Annotated in this window: 13 protein-coding genes; 6 read left to right on the forward strand and 7 right to left on the reverse strand. The window is 63.6% G+C overall.

The window, feature by feature from the left end:
• The first annotated feature begins 850 nt into the window (after positions 1–850).
• Positions 851–1,318, forward strand: a complete 468-nt coding sequence (locus JQ597_RS10680; protein ID WP_212264138.1) for a hypothetical protein — start codon at positions 851–853, stop codon at positions 1,316–1,318.
• Between the two features lie 150 nt (positions 1,319–1,468).
• A complete protein-coding gene (locus JQ597_RS10685; RefSeq protein ID WP_212264139.1) occupies positions 1,469–3,718 on the forward strand; it encodes a PAS domain-containing hybrid sensor histidine kinase/response regulator in 2,250 nt (749 codons plus the stop codon).
• A gap of 100 nt (positions 3,719–3,818) precedes the next feature.
• Here JQ597_RS10685 and coaA read toward each other — a convergent pair whose 3' ends face one another.
• The 7 genes from coaA to hisB form a co-directional block, all read right to left on the reverse strand.
• Positions 3,819–4,775, reverse strand: a complete 957-nt coding sequence (coaA, locus tag JQ597_RS10690) for a type I pantothenate kinase (protein ID WP_212031935.1) — start codon at positions 4,773–4,775, stop codon at positions 3,819–3,821.
• Between the two features lie 15 nt (positions 4,776–4,790).
• Positions 4,791–5,114, reverse strand: coding sequence for a phosphoribosyl-ATP diphosphatase (locus JQ597_RS10695; protein WP_192736143.1), 324 nt, complete (start codon positions 5,112–5,114; stop codon positions 4,791–4,793).
• Positions 5,115–5,194: 80 nt separating this feature from the next.
• Entirely contained in the window at positions 5,195–5,971 is a 777-nt protein-coding gene (hisF, locus tag JQ597_RS10700; protein ID WP_192736142.1) for an imidazole glycerol phosphate synthase subunit HisF, read from the reverse strand.
• Positions 5,972–5,981: 10 nt separating this feature from the next.
• Positions 5,982–6,731 (reverse strand): 1-(5-phosphoribosyl)-5-[(5-phosphoribosylamino)methylideneamino]imidazole-4-carboxamide isomerase, encoded by a 750-nt coding sequence (gene hisA, locus JQ597_RS10705; RefSeq protein WP_212207581.1) that lies wholly within the window; start codon positions 6,729–6,731, stop codon positions 5,982–5,984.
• Positions 6,719–7,369: an imidazole glycerol phosphate synthase subunit HisH gene (gene hisH / locus JQ597_RS10710; RefSeq protein WP_212264140.1), complete on the reverse strand. Its 651-nt coding sequence runs from the start codon at positions 7,367–7,369 to the stop codon at positions 6,719–6,721. The genes hisA and hisH overlap by 13 nt, the downstream gene beginning before the upstream one ends.
• Positions 7,366–7,896, reverse strand: coding sequence for a DUF2628 domain-containing protein (locus JQ597_RS10715; protein WP_212264141.1), 531 nt, complete (start codon positions 7,894–7,896; stop codon positions 7,366–7,368). Before JQ597_RS10715 ends, hisH begins: the two co-directional genes overlap by 4 nt.
• A gap of 138 nt (positions 7,897–8,034) precedes the next feature.
• Positions 8,035–8,628, reverse strand: coding sequence for an imidazoleglycerol-phosphate dehydratase HisB (gene hisB / locus JQ597_RS10720; protein ID WP_212264142.1), 594 nt, complete (start codon positions 8,626–8,628; stop codon positions 8,035–8,037).
• A 179-nt stretch (positions 8,629–8,807) separates the two neighbouring features.
• Here hisB and hslV point away from each other — a divergent pair, with 179 nt between their 5' ends.
• The 4 genes from hslV (at position 8,808) to hslU (ending at position 11,891) form a co-directional block, all read left to right on the forward strand.
• Positions 8,808–9,365, forward strand: a complete 558-nt coding sequence (hslV, locus tag JQ597_RS10725; protein WP_192736137.1) for an ATP-dependent protease subunit HslV — start codon at positions 8,808–8,810, stop codon at positions 9,363–9,365.
• Between the two features lie 3 nt (positions 9,366–9,368).
• Positions 9,369–9,851 (forward strand): GNAT family N-acetyltransferase, encoded by a 483-nt coding sequence (locus JQ597_RS10730; protein ID WP_409363263.1) that lies wholly within the window; start codon positions 9,369–9,371, stop codon positions 9,849–9,851.
• A complete protein-coding gene (locus JQ597_RS10735) occupies positions 9,848–10,459 on the forward strand; it encodes a DUF2585 domain-containing protein (protein ID WP_212264144.1) in 612 nt (203 codons plus the stop codon). Before JQ597_RS10730 ends, JQ597_RS10735 begins: the two co-directional genes overlap by 4 nt.
• A gap of 130 nt (positions 10,460–10,589) precedes the next feature.
• Complete coding sequence (gene hslU, locus JQ597_RS10740; protein WP_212264145.1) at positions 10,590–11,891, forward strand: ATP-dependent protease ATPase subunit HslU; 1,302 nt, start codon at positions 10,590–10,592, stop codon at positions 11,889–11,891.
• Positions 11,892–12,015: the final 124 nt, after the last annotated feature.

The raw sequence follows: 12,015 nt of genomic DNA on the forward strand, positions 1-12,015 counted from the left end.
GCAGTCGCCAAGTCGTCACTCTGGCACCACGTAAGCCGTCCCGGCGGGCCGCTTTCTAATCTTGTCGCGACAAACTGACACCACGGGCAAATCAGTTCTGAGTTTCAGAAATCGTGTCAAGTAGAAAATTTCTGTAAATCAAAAATTTTTCTGTTGTCGGCCGGCCCAAATCAGTGCGCATCTATCGCCATCCCGTCCTGGTCAGAAGGGCGTCGGCCGTCGTCACGGACGTTGGGCGGGTTGCGGTGGACGCTGGTTTACGCTGAGACGACGGCGTGGATAAGCGTACGGCAAAACCGTGTGGTCCTGGCGCCCGTTGCAGGCGTCAAGCTGTCGGAGAAGCGCAAGCGGGAACGGCGGCGACGGAGTCAACCAAGAACTCGTCTCCGGGGAGATCACGGCATAAGCCGTAAAGCCACTGCGCAGGGAATGTCGGATGTTCTCCGCTGCCCTGTATGCTCGTGTGCATTTTGTTTTGTGCAAACCGCACGCGAGACCGCGGGTGCAGCGCGCATCCGGCATTCCCTGCGCCCTCTCAATTTGGAGGGCGGGAAGTTTCTGGCAGAGCTCGGGCACGTCGTGCCGCGAGATCGCGAAGGCATGTTTGCGATGCCCCATCCACGTCGTCCCGGCGAACGCCGGGACCCATACGCCGCAGCCCATCAGTGAGAGCGCTGGCGTTAGAGACCTTCTGCAAAATGGGCATCATGCGGCATGGCTCCCGGCGTTCGCCGGGACGACACGTGGAGCGAGCGAAATCTCCTCCCATAAACCCCGTAGTAACGAGTTTTCTTTACCCTCTGCCAACCATAAGCCCCCTGTCGCGGGCTTGTGCTGAGTGGGTAGTGTCATGTTGCGTTTCAAGGTTCTGGCCTCGGTGGTTCCGCTGGCCGTCGTCGCCCTGTTCGCCCGCGGCGAGTTCTCGACCGGTCCGCGCCCCTGCATCGAGATCGCGGGCGCTTCGCTCCAGATCGCGGCCCTGTCCTGGCAGGCCGAACGTCACGTCAGTTTCACCAGCGATCCCGGCCGCGCCACCGTCCGCGTCCAGATCTCCGACAGCGCGGAAGCGGCGGACTTTACCGTCATCGACGACATCGACAGCACCGAGCCCGGCGCCTGCGAAAGCCGTTCGCCGCCGCAGCTGGTCGCGATTTCCAGCTCGCCGTCGCCGTCCGAGCCCGTCATCTATCTCTCAACGGAGGGACCCGCCGATTACCGCATCTTCGTGCGCTCGAAGAGCTTTTCGGCGCGCGACGCCGCCGCCCTCATCGTCAGCGCCCGCGGCGCACAGCCGCGCGTCGTGGCCGCCTCGCTGTGAGTTAACACTTCATCAACCCTGTTTTTATCGCACCCGCGAAAGGCAGCCCGCCTCAAGCACTTTTCAAGGTCGGCGACGCATCGTCTGGCGGGAAGCACCGGGCGAATCGAGCCGCCTCAATTCGAGCAAACAATCTCAGGGTAACTGACGATGGGGCGGACTTACCGGATTAAACTATACTTCCGCCGCTTTGGCCGCCGGCATCCCTGGGTCAGCTTCACGCTTCGCTCCTTCATCGTCTTTTCCGCCACCTTTGGCGGCGCCTACGGCTTCATAACCGCAAGCCGCTCGGAAATATCCGGCTACAATCCGCATACCTTTGCGATCGGCATCAGTTTCCTGTTCGCGATCGCCTGCGTCGCGCTGGCAGCCCAGAGCGCCCGGTTTCGCTTCCTGCGCAAGAAGATGCAAAAGGTCGCCTTGCACAATGAAGCGATGGCGGACCGGAACTGGGAGTTACAGGAAGCCGAGCAGCGCACCCGCCGCCTGTTCGAATCGCAGGGCGATTTGATCATCCTGCGCAACACCGACGGCTGCATCACCTTCGTCAACGATGCCTATTGCGAACTGGCGCAAGCGCCGCGCGAGGCCCTGATCGGCAGCACCGCCACGCTCGAAGTTCTGGAACAAGGCGACAGCGTGCTGGAATGGAACGGCACCCGCATCCATGACCAGAAGATCGCGGGCCCCGAGGGCGCGCGATGGATCGCCTGGCGTGAAGCGCTGGTGCGCAACGATGCCGGCGGGCCATCCGAAATGCAGAGCGTCGGCCGCGACGTCACCAACCGCACCGAGAGCGAGCGAGCGCTCGCCGAAGCCCGCGACCAGGCCGATGCCGCCAGCCGCGCCAAGTCGCGCTTCCTCGCCATGGCGAGCCACGAGATCCGCACGCCGCTGAACGGCATCATCGGCATGAGCGGGCTGCTGCTGGATACGCCGCTGACGCCGGAACAGACCACCTACGTCAAGGCGGTGAAGACCTCCGGCGACGCGCTGCTGTCGCTGATCGAGGAACTGCTGGATTATTCCAAGATCGAGGCCGGCAAGATCGACCTCGAACATCGCGCCTTCGCCCTGCCGGAGCTGATCGAGGGCATCACCGAATTGCTGGCGCCGCGCGCGCAGGCCCGCAAGCTCGAGATCGCCGCCTATATCGACGAGCGCCTGCCGATGGAAGTGGTCGGCGATGCGGCCCGGCTGCGCCAGGTGCTGCTCAATCTCGCCGGCAATGCGATCAAGTTCACCGCGACCGGCGGCGTCGCATTGATTGTCGAGCCCGGCATCCGTCCGGGTGAAGTCAGCTTTGTGTTGCGCGACACCGGCATCGGCATCGCGCCCGAGGCGCAGGAGCGCATCTTCCGCGAATTCGAGCAGGCCGACGACCGCATCGCGCGCAGCTATGGCGGCACCGGATTGGGCCTCAGCATCAGTGACCGCATCGTCAAGCGGATGGGCGGCCGCATCACGCTGGAGAGCAAGCCCGGTATCGGTTCGACGTTCGAGGTGACGATCCCGCTGCCAGCTTCCGAGGCCGGCACGCCGAAGACGTTTGCCGCACCCGACCTGACCGGCCAGTCGGTCATGCTGGTGTCGCCGCAGGGCATCGAGGCCTCGTTGACCGCGCGGCGGCTGCAGCGCTGGGGCGGCCAGACCTGCATGGTTTCCGACGCCGACGTCGCCCAGGCGCTGTTGCCGGAGCGGCTCTGGCACGCCATCCTGATCGATCACGCGCTCGGCACCAAAGCCATCGAGGCGTTCGGCGAGGCCGCACGGCTGCACGCCACACAGCGCATCGTGATGTTCACGCCGGCGACGCGGCAGGAGTTGCAGCCTTCCGCGGCATCCCCCTTCACCGGCTATCTGGTCAAGCCGCTCCGCGCCGCCTCGCTCGCGGCGCGCCTGACGGCCACGCCCGAGATCTCGGCGCCGAGCGTCGTCAGCGATGCCATGACCGGCCTGGATGAGCCTGCTCCGACGCCGGCGCCGGCGAGCAAGGGGCTTTCGATCCTGGTCGCGGAAGACAATGAGATCAACGCGCTGTTGATGCGCTCCTTGCTGAGCCGGCTGGGGCACCAGGCGGTCATCACCACCAATGGCGAAGAGGCGCTGGAATCCTGGCTGTCGGCCAAATCAGCCGGCGCGGGCTATGATCTGGTGCTGATGGACATCCAGATGCCGCAGCTCAACGGCATCGAAACCACCAAGCGGATGCGCACGCTGGAATCCGGCCTGCCCGGACGCCGGACGCCGATCCTGGCGCTGACCGCCAACACGCTGGTGGAAGACCGCTACGCCTGTTTTGAAGCCGGGATGGATGGTTTCCTGATCAAGCCGCTCGATCGCGAGAAACTCGCCGAGGCGATCGCGGGTCTTGCAGCTTCGCGTCACATCGCGGCGTGATATCAATCGTAGGATGGGTTGAGCTCTTCGCGAAACCCATCAATGACTGGCGACGAAGCTGATGGGTTTCGCAAGGGCTCAACCCATCCTACGAAGCTAGCTACAGCCGCCGCAACGCCACCGTCTCGACGACGTGATCGGCGCCCTTCTTGAGGATCAGCGTCGCGCGCGGCCGGGTCGGCAAAATGTTGTCTTCGAGATTGGCAAGGTTGGTGCGTTCCCAGATCGCCAGCGCGGTTGCCGTCGCCTCCTCGTCGGAGAGCAGAGCATAACGATGGAAGTAGGACCGCGGATCGGTAAACGCCGTGTCGCGCAGCGCGAGGAAGCGCCGCACATACCATTGGCGCAGCACCGCCTCGTCGGCGTCGATATAGACCGAGAAGTCGAAGAAGTCGGAGACCACAGGAACCGCCTTGCCGTCGCGCGGCAAGCGGCCGGTCTGCAGCACGTTGACGCCCTCGACGATCAGGATGTCGGGGCGGTCGACCTCGATCCACTTGTTGGGGACGATGTCGTAGGTCAAATGCGAATAAACCGGCGCGCGCACCGGCCGCCGGCCGGCCTTGATGTCGCTCAGGAACGACAGCAGCATCGGCAGGTCGTAGCTCTCGGGAAAGCCCTTTTTCTGCATCAGGCCCTGCCGCTCGAGCACGGCATTCGGAAACAGAAAACCGTCGGTCGTCACCATTTCGACCTTGGGCCGCGGCGACCAGCGCGCCAGCAGCGCCTGCAGCACGCGCGCGGTGGTGGATTTGCCGACCGCTACCGAGCCTGCGACGCCGATGATATAGGGCACCTTGCGGTCGCGAATGCCGAGGAACTGGCGCTGCGCCTGGTAGAGCCGCAAGGTCGCATCGACATAGATCGACAGCAACCGCGACAGCGGCAGGAAGATGTCCTCGACCTCCTGCAAATCGAGGCGGTCGTGCAGCGAACGCAGCCGTTCGAACTCGCCCGGCTCCAGCGTCATCGGCGTGTCGTCGCGCAACCGCGCCCACTGCTCGCGCGTGAATATCCGGTAGGGGTTGTATTGCTGGTCCGTCGCCCGAATATCCATGGCGTCGCCTCTTGCTCAATCGCGCTTGCGCGCGGCTTTTTCTTCCAGCCCGGACTGGTTGGTACGTTGCCCGAGCGCGGTCTCGACTTCTTCCAGCGTCACGCCGCGCGCTTTGAGCAGCACCAGCAGATGAAACAGCAAATCGGCGCTTTCGGCGATCAAATGGTCGCGATCGTTCTCGACCGCGGCGATCACGGTCTCGACCGCTTCCTCGCCGAGTTTCTTGGCGCAGTGCTCCGCGCCCTTGTCGAGCAACTTGCGGGTGTAGGACGCTTCTCCCCCCGATGCGGCCCTTGCATCGATGGTGGCGGCCAGATCATGAATAGTGAAACGTGGCATCAACTGAACTCAGCACCTGCGCCGGCTGAAGGCCCGCGCCATCCCGATCACGGACTTAGCACTTTTGTGACGGGGAGTCGTCAGGGATCGAGCCGCATCGGCAGCCCGGCGCGCACCATGTGCTCCTTGGCTTGGCGAATGGTAAATTCGCCGAAGTGGAATATCGAGGCCGCCAGCACCGCGGTGGCGTGGCCCTGGCGGATGCCGTCCACGAGGTGGTCAAGGTTACCGACCCCGCCGGACGCAATTACCGGTACGGGAACACTGTCAGCGATCGCCTGCGTCAGCGGCAGGTCGAAGCCTTGCCTTGTGCCGTCCCGGTCCATCGAGGTCAGCAGGATTTCGCCGGCGCCGAGCGAGACCACTTCCTGGGCGTATTCGATGGCGTCGATCCCGGTCGAATTGCGCCCACCATGGGTGAAAATCTCCCAGCGGTCCGAGCCGCCGGCGCGCTTGACCCGCTTGGCGTCGATCGCGACCACGATGCACTGCTCGCCGAACTTTTCGGCCCCCTGCTTGACGAATTCGCGGTTGGAGACCGCGGCACTGTTGATCGAGACCTTGTCGGCGCCGGATCGCAGCAGCGTCTTGATGTCCTCGATGGTCCGCACCCCGCCGCCGACCGTCAGCGGCATGAAGCAGGCCTCCGCCGTCCGCCTGACAACGTCGAGCATGGTGCCGCGGTTCTCGTGGGTGGCGGTGATGTCGAGGAAGCAGAGCTCGTCGGCGCCGGCGGCGTCATACGCAATCGCCGCTTCCACGGGATCGCCGGCGTCGCGCAGATCAACGAAGTTGACGCCCTTGACCACGCGGCCGTCCTTGACGTCGAGACAGGGGATCACGCGGACCTTGAACATCGGGGACTCCCTAGGCGGCGCTGCGCGCGTTGCGGATCAGCGCCAATGCGGCAGCCGGGTCGAGCCGGCCGTCATAGAGCGCGCGGCCGGCAATGGCGCCCGCCAGCTTCTTGGCGCGCGGCTCCAGCAGCGCCTTGACGTCCTCGATGGAAGCAAAGCCGCCGGAGGCGATGACGGGGATCGAGATGCTCTCGGCCAGCGCAATCGTGGCGTCGAGGTTGAGGCCCTTGAGCAGACCGTCGCGCGCGATGTCCGTAAAAATGATAGCGGCGACGCCGGCATCCTCGAACCGCTGCGCGATTTCGAGCACGGTCACCTGCGAGGTCTCGGCCCAGCCTTCGACCGCGACCTTGCCGTCGCGGGCGTCGAGACCGACCGCGACGCGGCCGGGGAATTTTTTCGCGGCGCTCTTCACCAGTTCCGGATCGCGCACCGCCGCGGTGCCGATGATCACGCGTGCAATGCCCTTGTCGAGCCAGGCCTCGATGGTCTTGAGATCGCGAATACCGCCGCCGAGCTGCACCGGCATGGTGACCGCCTTCAGCATGCCTTCGACCGCCAGCGCGTTCATCGGCTTGCCGGCAAAGGCGCCGTCGAGATCGACGACATGCAGATATTCAAAACCCTGATCGGCGAAGGCCCGCGCCTGCGCCGCGGGATCGAGGTTGAACACGGTCGCCCGCGCCATGTCGCCCTGTTCGAGGCGCACGCACTGGCCGTTTTTCAAATCGACGGCGGGAAAAAGGATCACGGCTTCCATTTCAAAAAGTTCGAGATCAGACCGAGCCCAAAACGCTGGCTCTTTTCCGGGTGGAATTGCGTACCGATAGCGGTGTCCTTGCCGACCATCGCCGTTACCGGCCCGCCATATTCGGCGCGCAGCAGCACATCCGCTTCATGCGAGGCGTTGAGGTGATAGGAGTGCACGAAATAGGCGTGGCGGCCCTTCGGCCCCAGCGGCAGGCGCTCCAGCACCGGGTGCTCGCGCACCATGTCGAGCGTGTTCCAGCCCATGTGGGGAATTTTCAGATTCTCCTCGCGCGGCGTGATCTTCTCGACGTCGCCTGCGATCCAGTTGAAGCCGTCGGTGGTGACATGCTCCTTGCCGCGCGTCGCCATCAGCTGCATGCCGACACAGATGCCGAAGAACGGCCGCGCCTTGGAACGCACGGCTTCCGTCATCGCCTCGAGCATGCCGTCGACGGCATCGAGGCCCCTGCGGCAATCGGCGAAGGCGCCGACGCCGGGCAACACGATGCGATCGGCGCGGAACACCGCTTCGGGATCGCGCGTCACCATGATCTTCGGCGGATTTTCAATGCTCCGCGCGGCGCGCTCGAATGCCTTCGCCGCCGAGTGCAGATTGCCGGAGCCGTAATCGATGATCGCAACGCTCATCGTGATCCTCCCGGCTCGGGAAACAGGCCGATGATGCCGCCTTGCGGCATCGGCGGCGGTTTCGAGAACGGCTGTCCCGGAACGTTGCGGGTCGGCGGCGGCCCGCCGCGCTCAACCGCCCATTGGTCGTTGGTGAGGCCGCGCTGCCTTGCGGTCCAGCGATCGAAGAAGCGCTGCTCGGCGGCTTCCTCATCTTCGGCCACCACGATATCGAGCTGCCGCCAGTTGCGCCGCGAGAACGTCCAGCGCCGCAGGCTGGCCGCTTCAAAGCCCATCAGAAGCGCAACCAGGAAATTGGCGAACAGGATGGTACCACCGCCGGCGCCCAGCGCCCTCAGGCCGAATGCGATCGCAACTGTCAGCGCGATCCAGCCGATCAGCGCCAGCCACAGACGATGCCAGACAAGCCACGGCAGGCTCATCACCACGGCCCAGTAATGAAAGCCGTCACGGACGAAAATAAACCTGTCGGTCGCCGCCAGACCGGCGCCGCCATTGACCGGGGCATGCACTGTATAGACCGGCATCGTCACTCTCCGCCGCGAACCAGATCGAGCTGATTGGTCAGTCCGATCAGCCTTTTAGTTCAAGCATGGACCGTTTCGGGAAAACCGGTTCCCACTTTTCGCCAGCGGGGCCCTCCGGGTCCAGATCATGGTCCAATATCAGCCGCCGAGCTGACCCTTGGTGGATGGCACTTCGCCCGCGGTTTTTGGATCGATGGCAACCGCCGTACGAAGCGCCCGGGCCAAACCCTTGAAGCAGGATTCGGCGATATGATGGCTGTTCTCGCCATATAAGGTTTCGACATGCAAAGTCACGCCGGCGTTGATCGTGAACGCATTGAACCATTCGCGAACCAGCTCGGTGTCGAACTCGCCGATCTTGTCGCGCGGAAAATCCACCTTGAACACCAGCACCGGCCGGCCCGAAATGTCGATCACGACGCGCGACAGCGTCTCGTCCATCGGCATATGGATCGAGGCATAGCGGGTAATTCCGGCCATGGTGCCGAGCGCCTGCTTCACGGCCTGACCCAGTGCGATGCCGACGTCCTCGGTGGTGTGGTGATGGTCGACATGAAGATCGCCATCCGCCTTGACGGTGATGTCGATGCGCGAATGCCGGGCCAGGAGGTCGAGCATGTGGTCGAAGAAGCCGATACCGGTCGAAACCTTGGACACGCCCGTGCCGTCGAGGTTTACCGCCACCTCGATGTCGGTCTCCTTGGTCTTGCGCTTGATGGTCGCTATGCGCATGAAATGTGCTTTCCTTTGCCTCTTCCCGGCCGAAAACGCGGCCCTTTTAACAGGCCGAAGTCGCCTTCGCCACTGCGGGATCGTGCTTAAAAGGCTCAACTTCCCCCTATAGTGACCAAATCCGACCGATTGTAACGGTGCGCTCGAGCCCCTAAATCTGGTCGGACACGAGGTATTCCATGCAAGCATCCCCCAACGAGCCGTCGGTCTGGCACGGCACCACCATTTTAACGGTCCGCAAGGGCGGCAAGGTGGTGATCGGCGGCGACGGCCAGGTCTCGATCGGCCAGACCGTGATCAAATCCAACGCCAAAAAGGTCCGCAAACTCGGCAAGGGCGACGTCATCGGCGGCTTTGCCGGCGCCACCGCTGATGCTTTCACCCTGTTCGAGCGGCTGGAGAGCAAGCTGGAGCAGTATCCGGGTCAATTGACCCGCGCCGCGGTCGAACTCGCCAAGGACTGGCGCACGGACCGCTATCTGCGCCGCCTGGAAGCGATGATGATCGTCGCCGACAAGGACGTCTCGCTGGTGCTGACCGGCACCGGCGACGTGCTGGAGCCGGAGGCCGGCGTGATGGCGATCGGCTCCGGCGGCAATTATGCGCTGGCCGCCGCCCGTGCACTGATTGATACCGACAAGGACGCCGAGGCCATCGTTCGCCGCGGGCTGGATATCGCCGCCGATATCTGCGTCTACACCAACCGCAACGTGACCATCGAGGCGCTGGGCGGCTGATTGATGGCGGCTTACGTCTTTCGCGCCATGACCTCAGCGGATCTGCCGGTGATCCGGCAATGGCTCGCGCATCCCCATGTCCGGGAATGGTGGGGCGATCCGGACGAGCAATATGCGCTGGTCAGCGGCGATCTCGACGAGCCGGCCATGGATCAATTTGTCGTTTCGACAAACGGCGCCGATTTCGGCTACATCCAGTGTTATGATCTTACCGCCTGGAATTCCGGCTTCGGCACTCACCCCAAGGGCACCCGTGGCATCGATCTCTTTATTGGTGAACCCGGCATGATCGAACGCGGCCATGGCTCGGCGCTGATTCGAGCCTTCGTCGACGCGCGGCTGGCGCATGGCACGCCGCGCATGGTCACCGACCCCGATCCCGCCAACCACCGAGCCGTGCGCGCCTATGAGAGGGCTGGATTCGAAAGAGCCCATATGGTCGATACACCCGATGGTCCTGCGCTGCTGATGGTTCGCAACCCATGACCACCGACAGCGCCGCCGCACGGCCTCCCCTCGCCAACAGTGTTACGGCCTGGCACTGGCTGCTGATGGCCGCCGGCATCCTGGTGCTGCAGGCCTCGATCCTCTATGCGATGGGCCGCCTGCCGATCTGCGCCTGCGGCTACGTCAAGCTCTGGCACGGCGTGGTGCAGAGCTCGGAAAACTCGCAGCACATCGCCGACTGGTACACGCTGTCGCACATCCTGCACGGCTTCCTGTTTTATGGAGCTGCCCATCTTCTGTTTCCACGTCTCGCCTGGCCCGCACGCCTGATACTTGCGATGCTGGTCGAGGGTGCTTGGGAGCTGGTCGAGAATTCGAGTTGGATCATCGATCGCTATCGGACCGGCACCATCTCGCTGGACTATTTCGGCGACACCATCGTCAATTCGATTTCCGACAATTTCGCCATGATCGGCGGTTTCCTGTTGGCTAGGAAGTTACCGGTCGCGGCCACTGTGGCGCTGGCACTGGCGTTCGAAATCGTGTTGGCGCTGCACATTCGCGACAATCTGGCGCTGAACATCATCATGCTGCTCTACCCCTTCGAGGCGATCAAGCAATGGCAGGCCGGCCCGCCGATTATCTAGAGCACGATCCGAAAAGTGGGTACCGGTTTTCCCTCGGGACAAACGCAAAGCGTTTGCCCGGAGGTCATGCTAAGAAGATTGGACTTCCAGCCGCCTTGCCGTGAACGAAATTTCACCCTAGCTAAAGCCAATGACCGACTTTTCCCCCCGTGAAATCGTCTCCGAACTCGACCGCTTCATCGTCGGCCAGTCCGACGCCAAGCGCGCCGTCTCGATTGCGCTGCGCAACCGCTGGCGGCGGCTGCAGCTCACCGGCAATCTGCGCGAGGAGGTGCTGCCGAAGAACATCCTGATGATCGGGCCAACCGGCGTCGGCAAGACCGAGATCGCGCGACGGCTGGCGAAATTGGCTGGCGCCCCCTTCATCAAGGTCGAAGCCACGAAGTTTACCGAGGTCGGTTATGTCGGCCGCGACGTCGAGCAGATCATCCGCGATCTCGTCGAGGTCGCGATCTCCCAGACCCGCGAGCGCAAACGGAAAGACGTGCAGGCCCGCGCCCAGCTCGCGGCCGAGGAGCGCGTGCTCGACGCGCTGGTCGGGCCGGCTTCCAGTCCTGCCACCCGCGATTCGTTCCGCAAGAAGCTGCGCGCCGGCGAACTGAACGACAAGGAAATCGAAATCGAGACGTCGTCATCGGGCGGCATGCCGATGTTCGAAATCCCGGGCATGCCCGGCGCCCAGCTGGGTGCGATTTCGATCGGCGATATCTTCGGCAAGATGGGCGGACGGACCAAGACCCGCCGCCTGACGGTCGAGAGTTCGCACGAGACCCTGGTCAACGAGGAATCCGACAAGCTTTTGGACAGCGATCAGCTGGTGCTGGAAGCGATCAACGCGGTCGAGAACAACGGCATCGTGTTCCTCGACGAGATCGACAAGATCTGCGTGCGCGACGGCCGTACCGGCGGCGATGTCTCGCGCGAAGGCGTGCAGCGCGACCTGCTGCCGCTGATCGAAGGCACCACCGTCTCGACCAAGCACGGCGCGGTCAAAACCGACCATATCCTGTTCATTGCGTCCGGCGCGTTCCACATTGCGAAACCATCGGACCTGTTGCCCGAGTTGCAGGGCCGGTTGCCGATCCGGGTCGAACTGGAAGCGCTTACCCGCGACGACATGCGCCGCATCCTGACCGAGCCGGAGGCGTCGCTGATCAAGCAATATATCGCGCTGATGCAGACCGAAGGCGTCACGCTCGACATCACCGACGGCGCCATCGACGCGCTGGCTGACGTCGCGGTCGCCGTCAACTCCACCGTGGAAAATATCGGCGCGCGGCGTCTGCAGACGGTGATGGAGCGCGTGCTCGACGAGATTTCCTTTGCCGCCCCGGACCGCCACGGCGAGACCATCAAGGTCGATGCCGACTACGTGCAGAAGCATGTCGGCGATCTCGCCAAGAACGCGGATTTGAGCCGGTTTATTTTGTAGCAAATTGTCGTCCCGGCCTAGTGCGCAATTGCGCACGGGAGCCGGGACCCATAACCCCGGTCATCTATAGTTGGAAGACGCCATCGGCCATTGTGCTAAAGCAACCACGGCCGCGGCGTATGGG

This window comes from Bradyrhizobium sp. AUGA SZCCT0177, assembly GCF_018130125.1.
In the GTDB taxonomy this organism is placed as follows: domain Bacteria; phylum Pseudomonadota; class Alphaproteobacteria; order Rhizobiales; family Xanthobacteraceae; genus Bradyrhizobium.

Excerpts from the sequence above, each read along its gene's own strand:
- hslU (WP_212264145.1), top strand. The coding sequence starts at position 10,590 with ATGACCGACTTTTCCCCCCGTGAAATCGTCTCCGAACTCGACCGCTTC.
- JQ597_RS10715 (WP_212264141.1), bottom strand. The coding sequence starts at position 7,896 with ATGCCGGTCTATACAGTGCATGCCCCGGTCAATGGCGGCGCCGGTCTG.
- hisH (WP_212264140.1), bottom strand. The coding sequence starts at position 7,369 with ATGAGCGTTGCGATCATCGATTACGGCTCCGGCAATCTGCACTCGGCG.
- hslV (WP_192736137.1), top strand. The coding sequence starts at position 8,808 with ATGCAAGCATCCCCCAACGAGCCGTCGGTCTGGCACGGCACCACCATT.
- JQ597_RS10730 (WP_409363263.1), top strand. The coding sequence starts at position 9,369 with ATGGCGGCTTACGTCTTTCGCGCCATGACCTCAGCGGATCTGCCGGTG.
- hisA (WP_212207581.1), bottom strand. The coding sequence starts at position 6,731 with ATGGAAGCCGTGATCCTTTTTCCCGCCGTCGATTTGAAAAACGGCCAG.
- JQ597_RS10685 (WP_212264139.1), top strand. The coding sequence starts at position 1,469 with ATGGGGCGGACTTACCGGATTAAACTATACTTCCGCCGCTTTGGCCGC.
- hisF (WP_192736142.1), bottom strand. The coding sequence starts at position 5,971 with ATGTTCAAGGTCCGCGTGATCCCCTGTCTCGACGTCAAGGACGGCCGC.
- JQ597_RS10680 (WP_212264138.1), top strand. The coding sequence starts at position 851 with ATGTTGCGTTTCAAGGTTCTGGCCTCGGTGGTTCCGCTGGCCGTCGTC.
- JQ597_RS10735 (WP_212264144.1), top strand. The coding sequence starts at position 9,848 with ATGACCACCGACAGCGCCGCCGCACGGCCTCCCCTCGCCAACAGTGTT.
- JQ597_RS10695 (WP_192736143.1), bottom strand. The coding sequence starts at position 5,114 with ATGCCACGTTTCACTATTCATGATCTGGCCGCCACCATCGATGCAAGG.
- hisB (WP_212264142.1), bottom strand. The coding sequence starts at position 8,628 with ATGCGCATAGCGACCATCAAGCGCAAGACCAAGGAGACCGACATCGAG.
- coaA (WP_212031935.1), bottom strand. The coding sequence starts at position 4,775 with ATGGATATTCGGGCGACGGACCAGCAATACAACCCCTACCGGATATTC.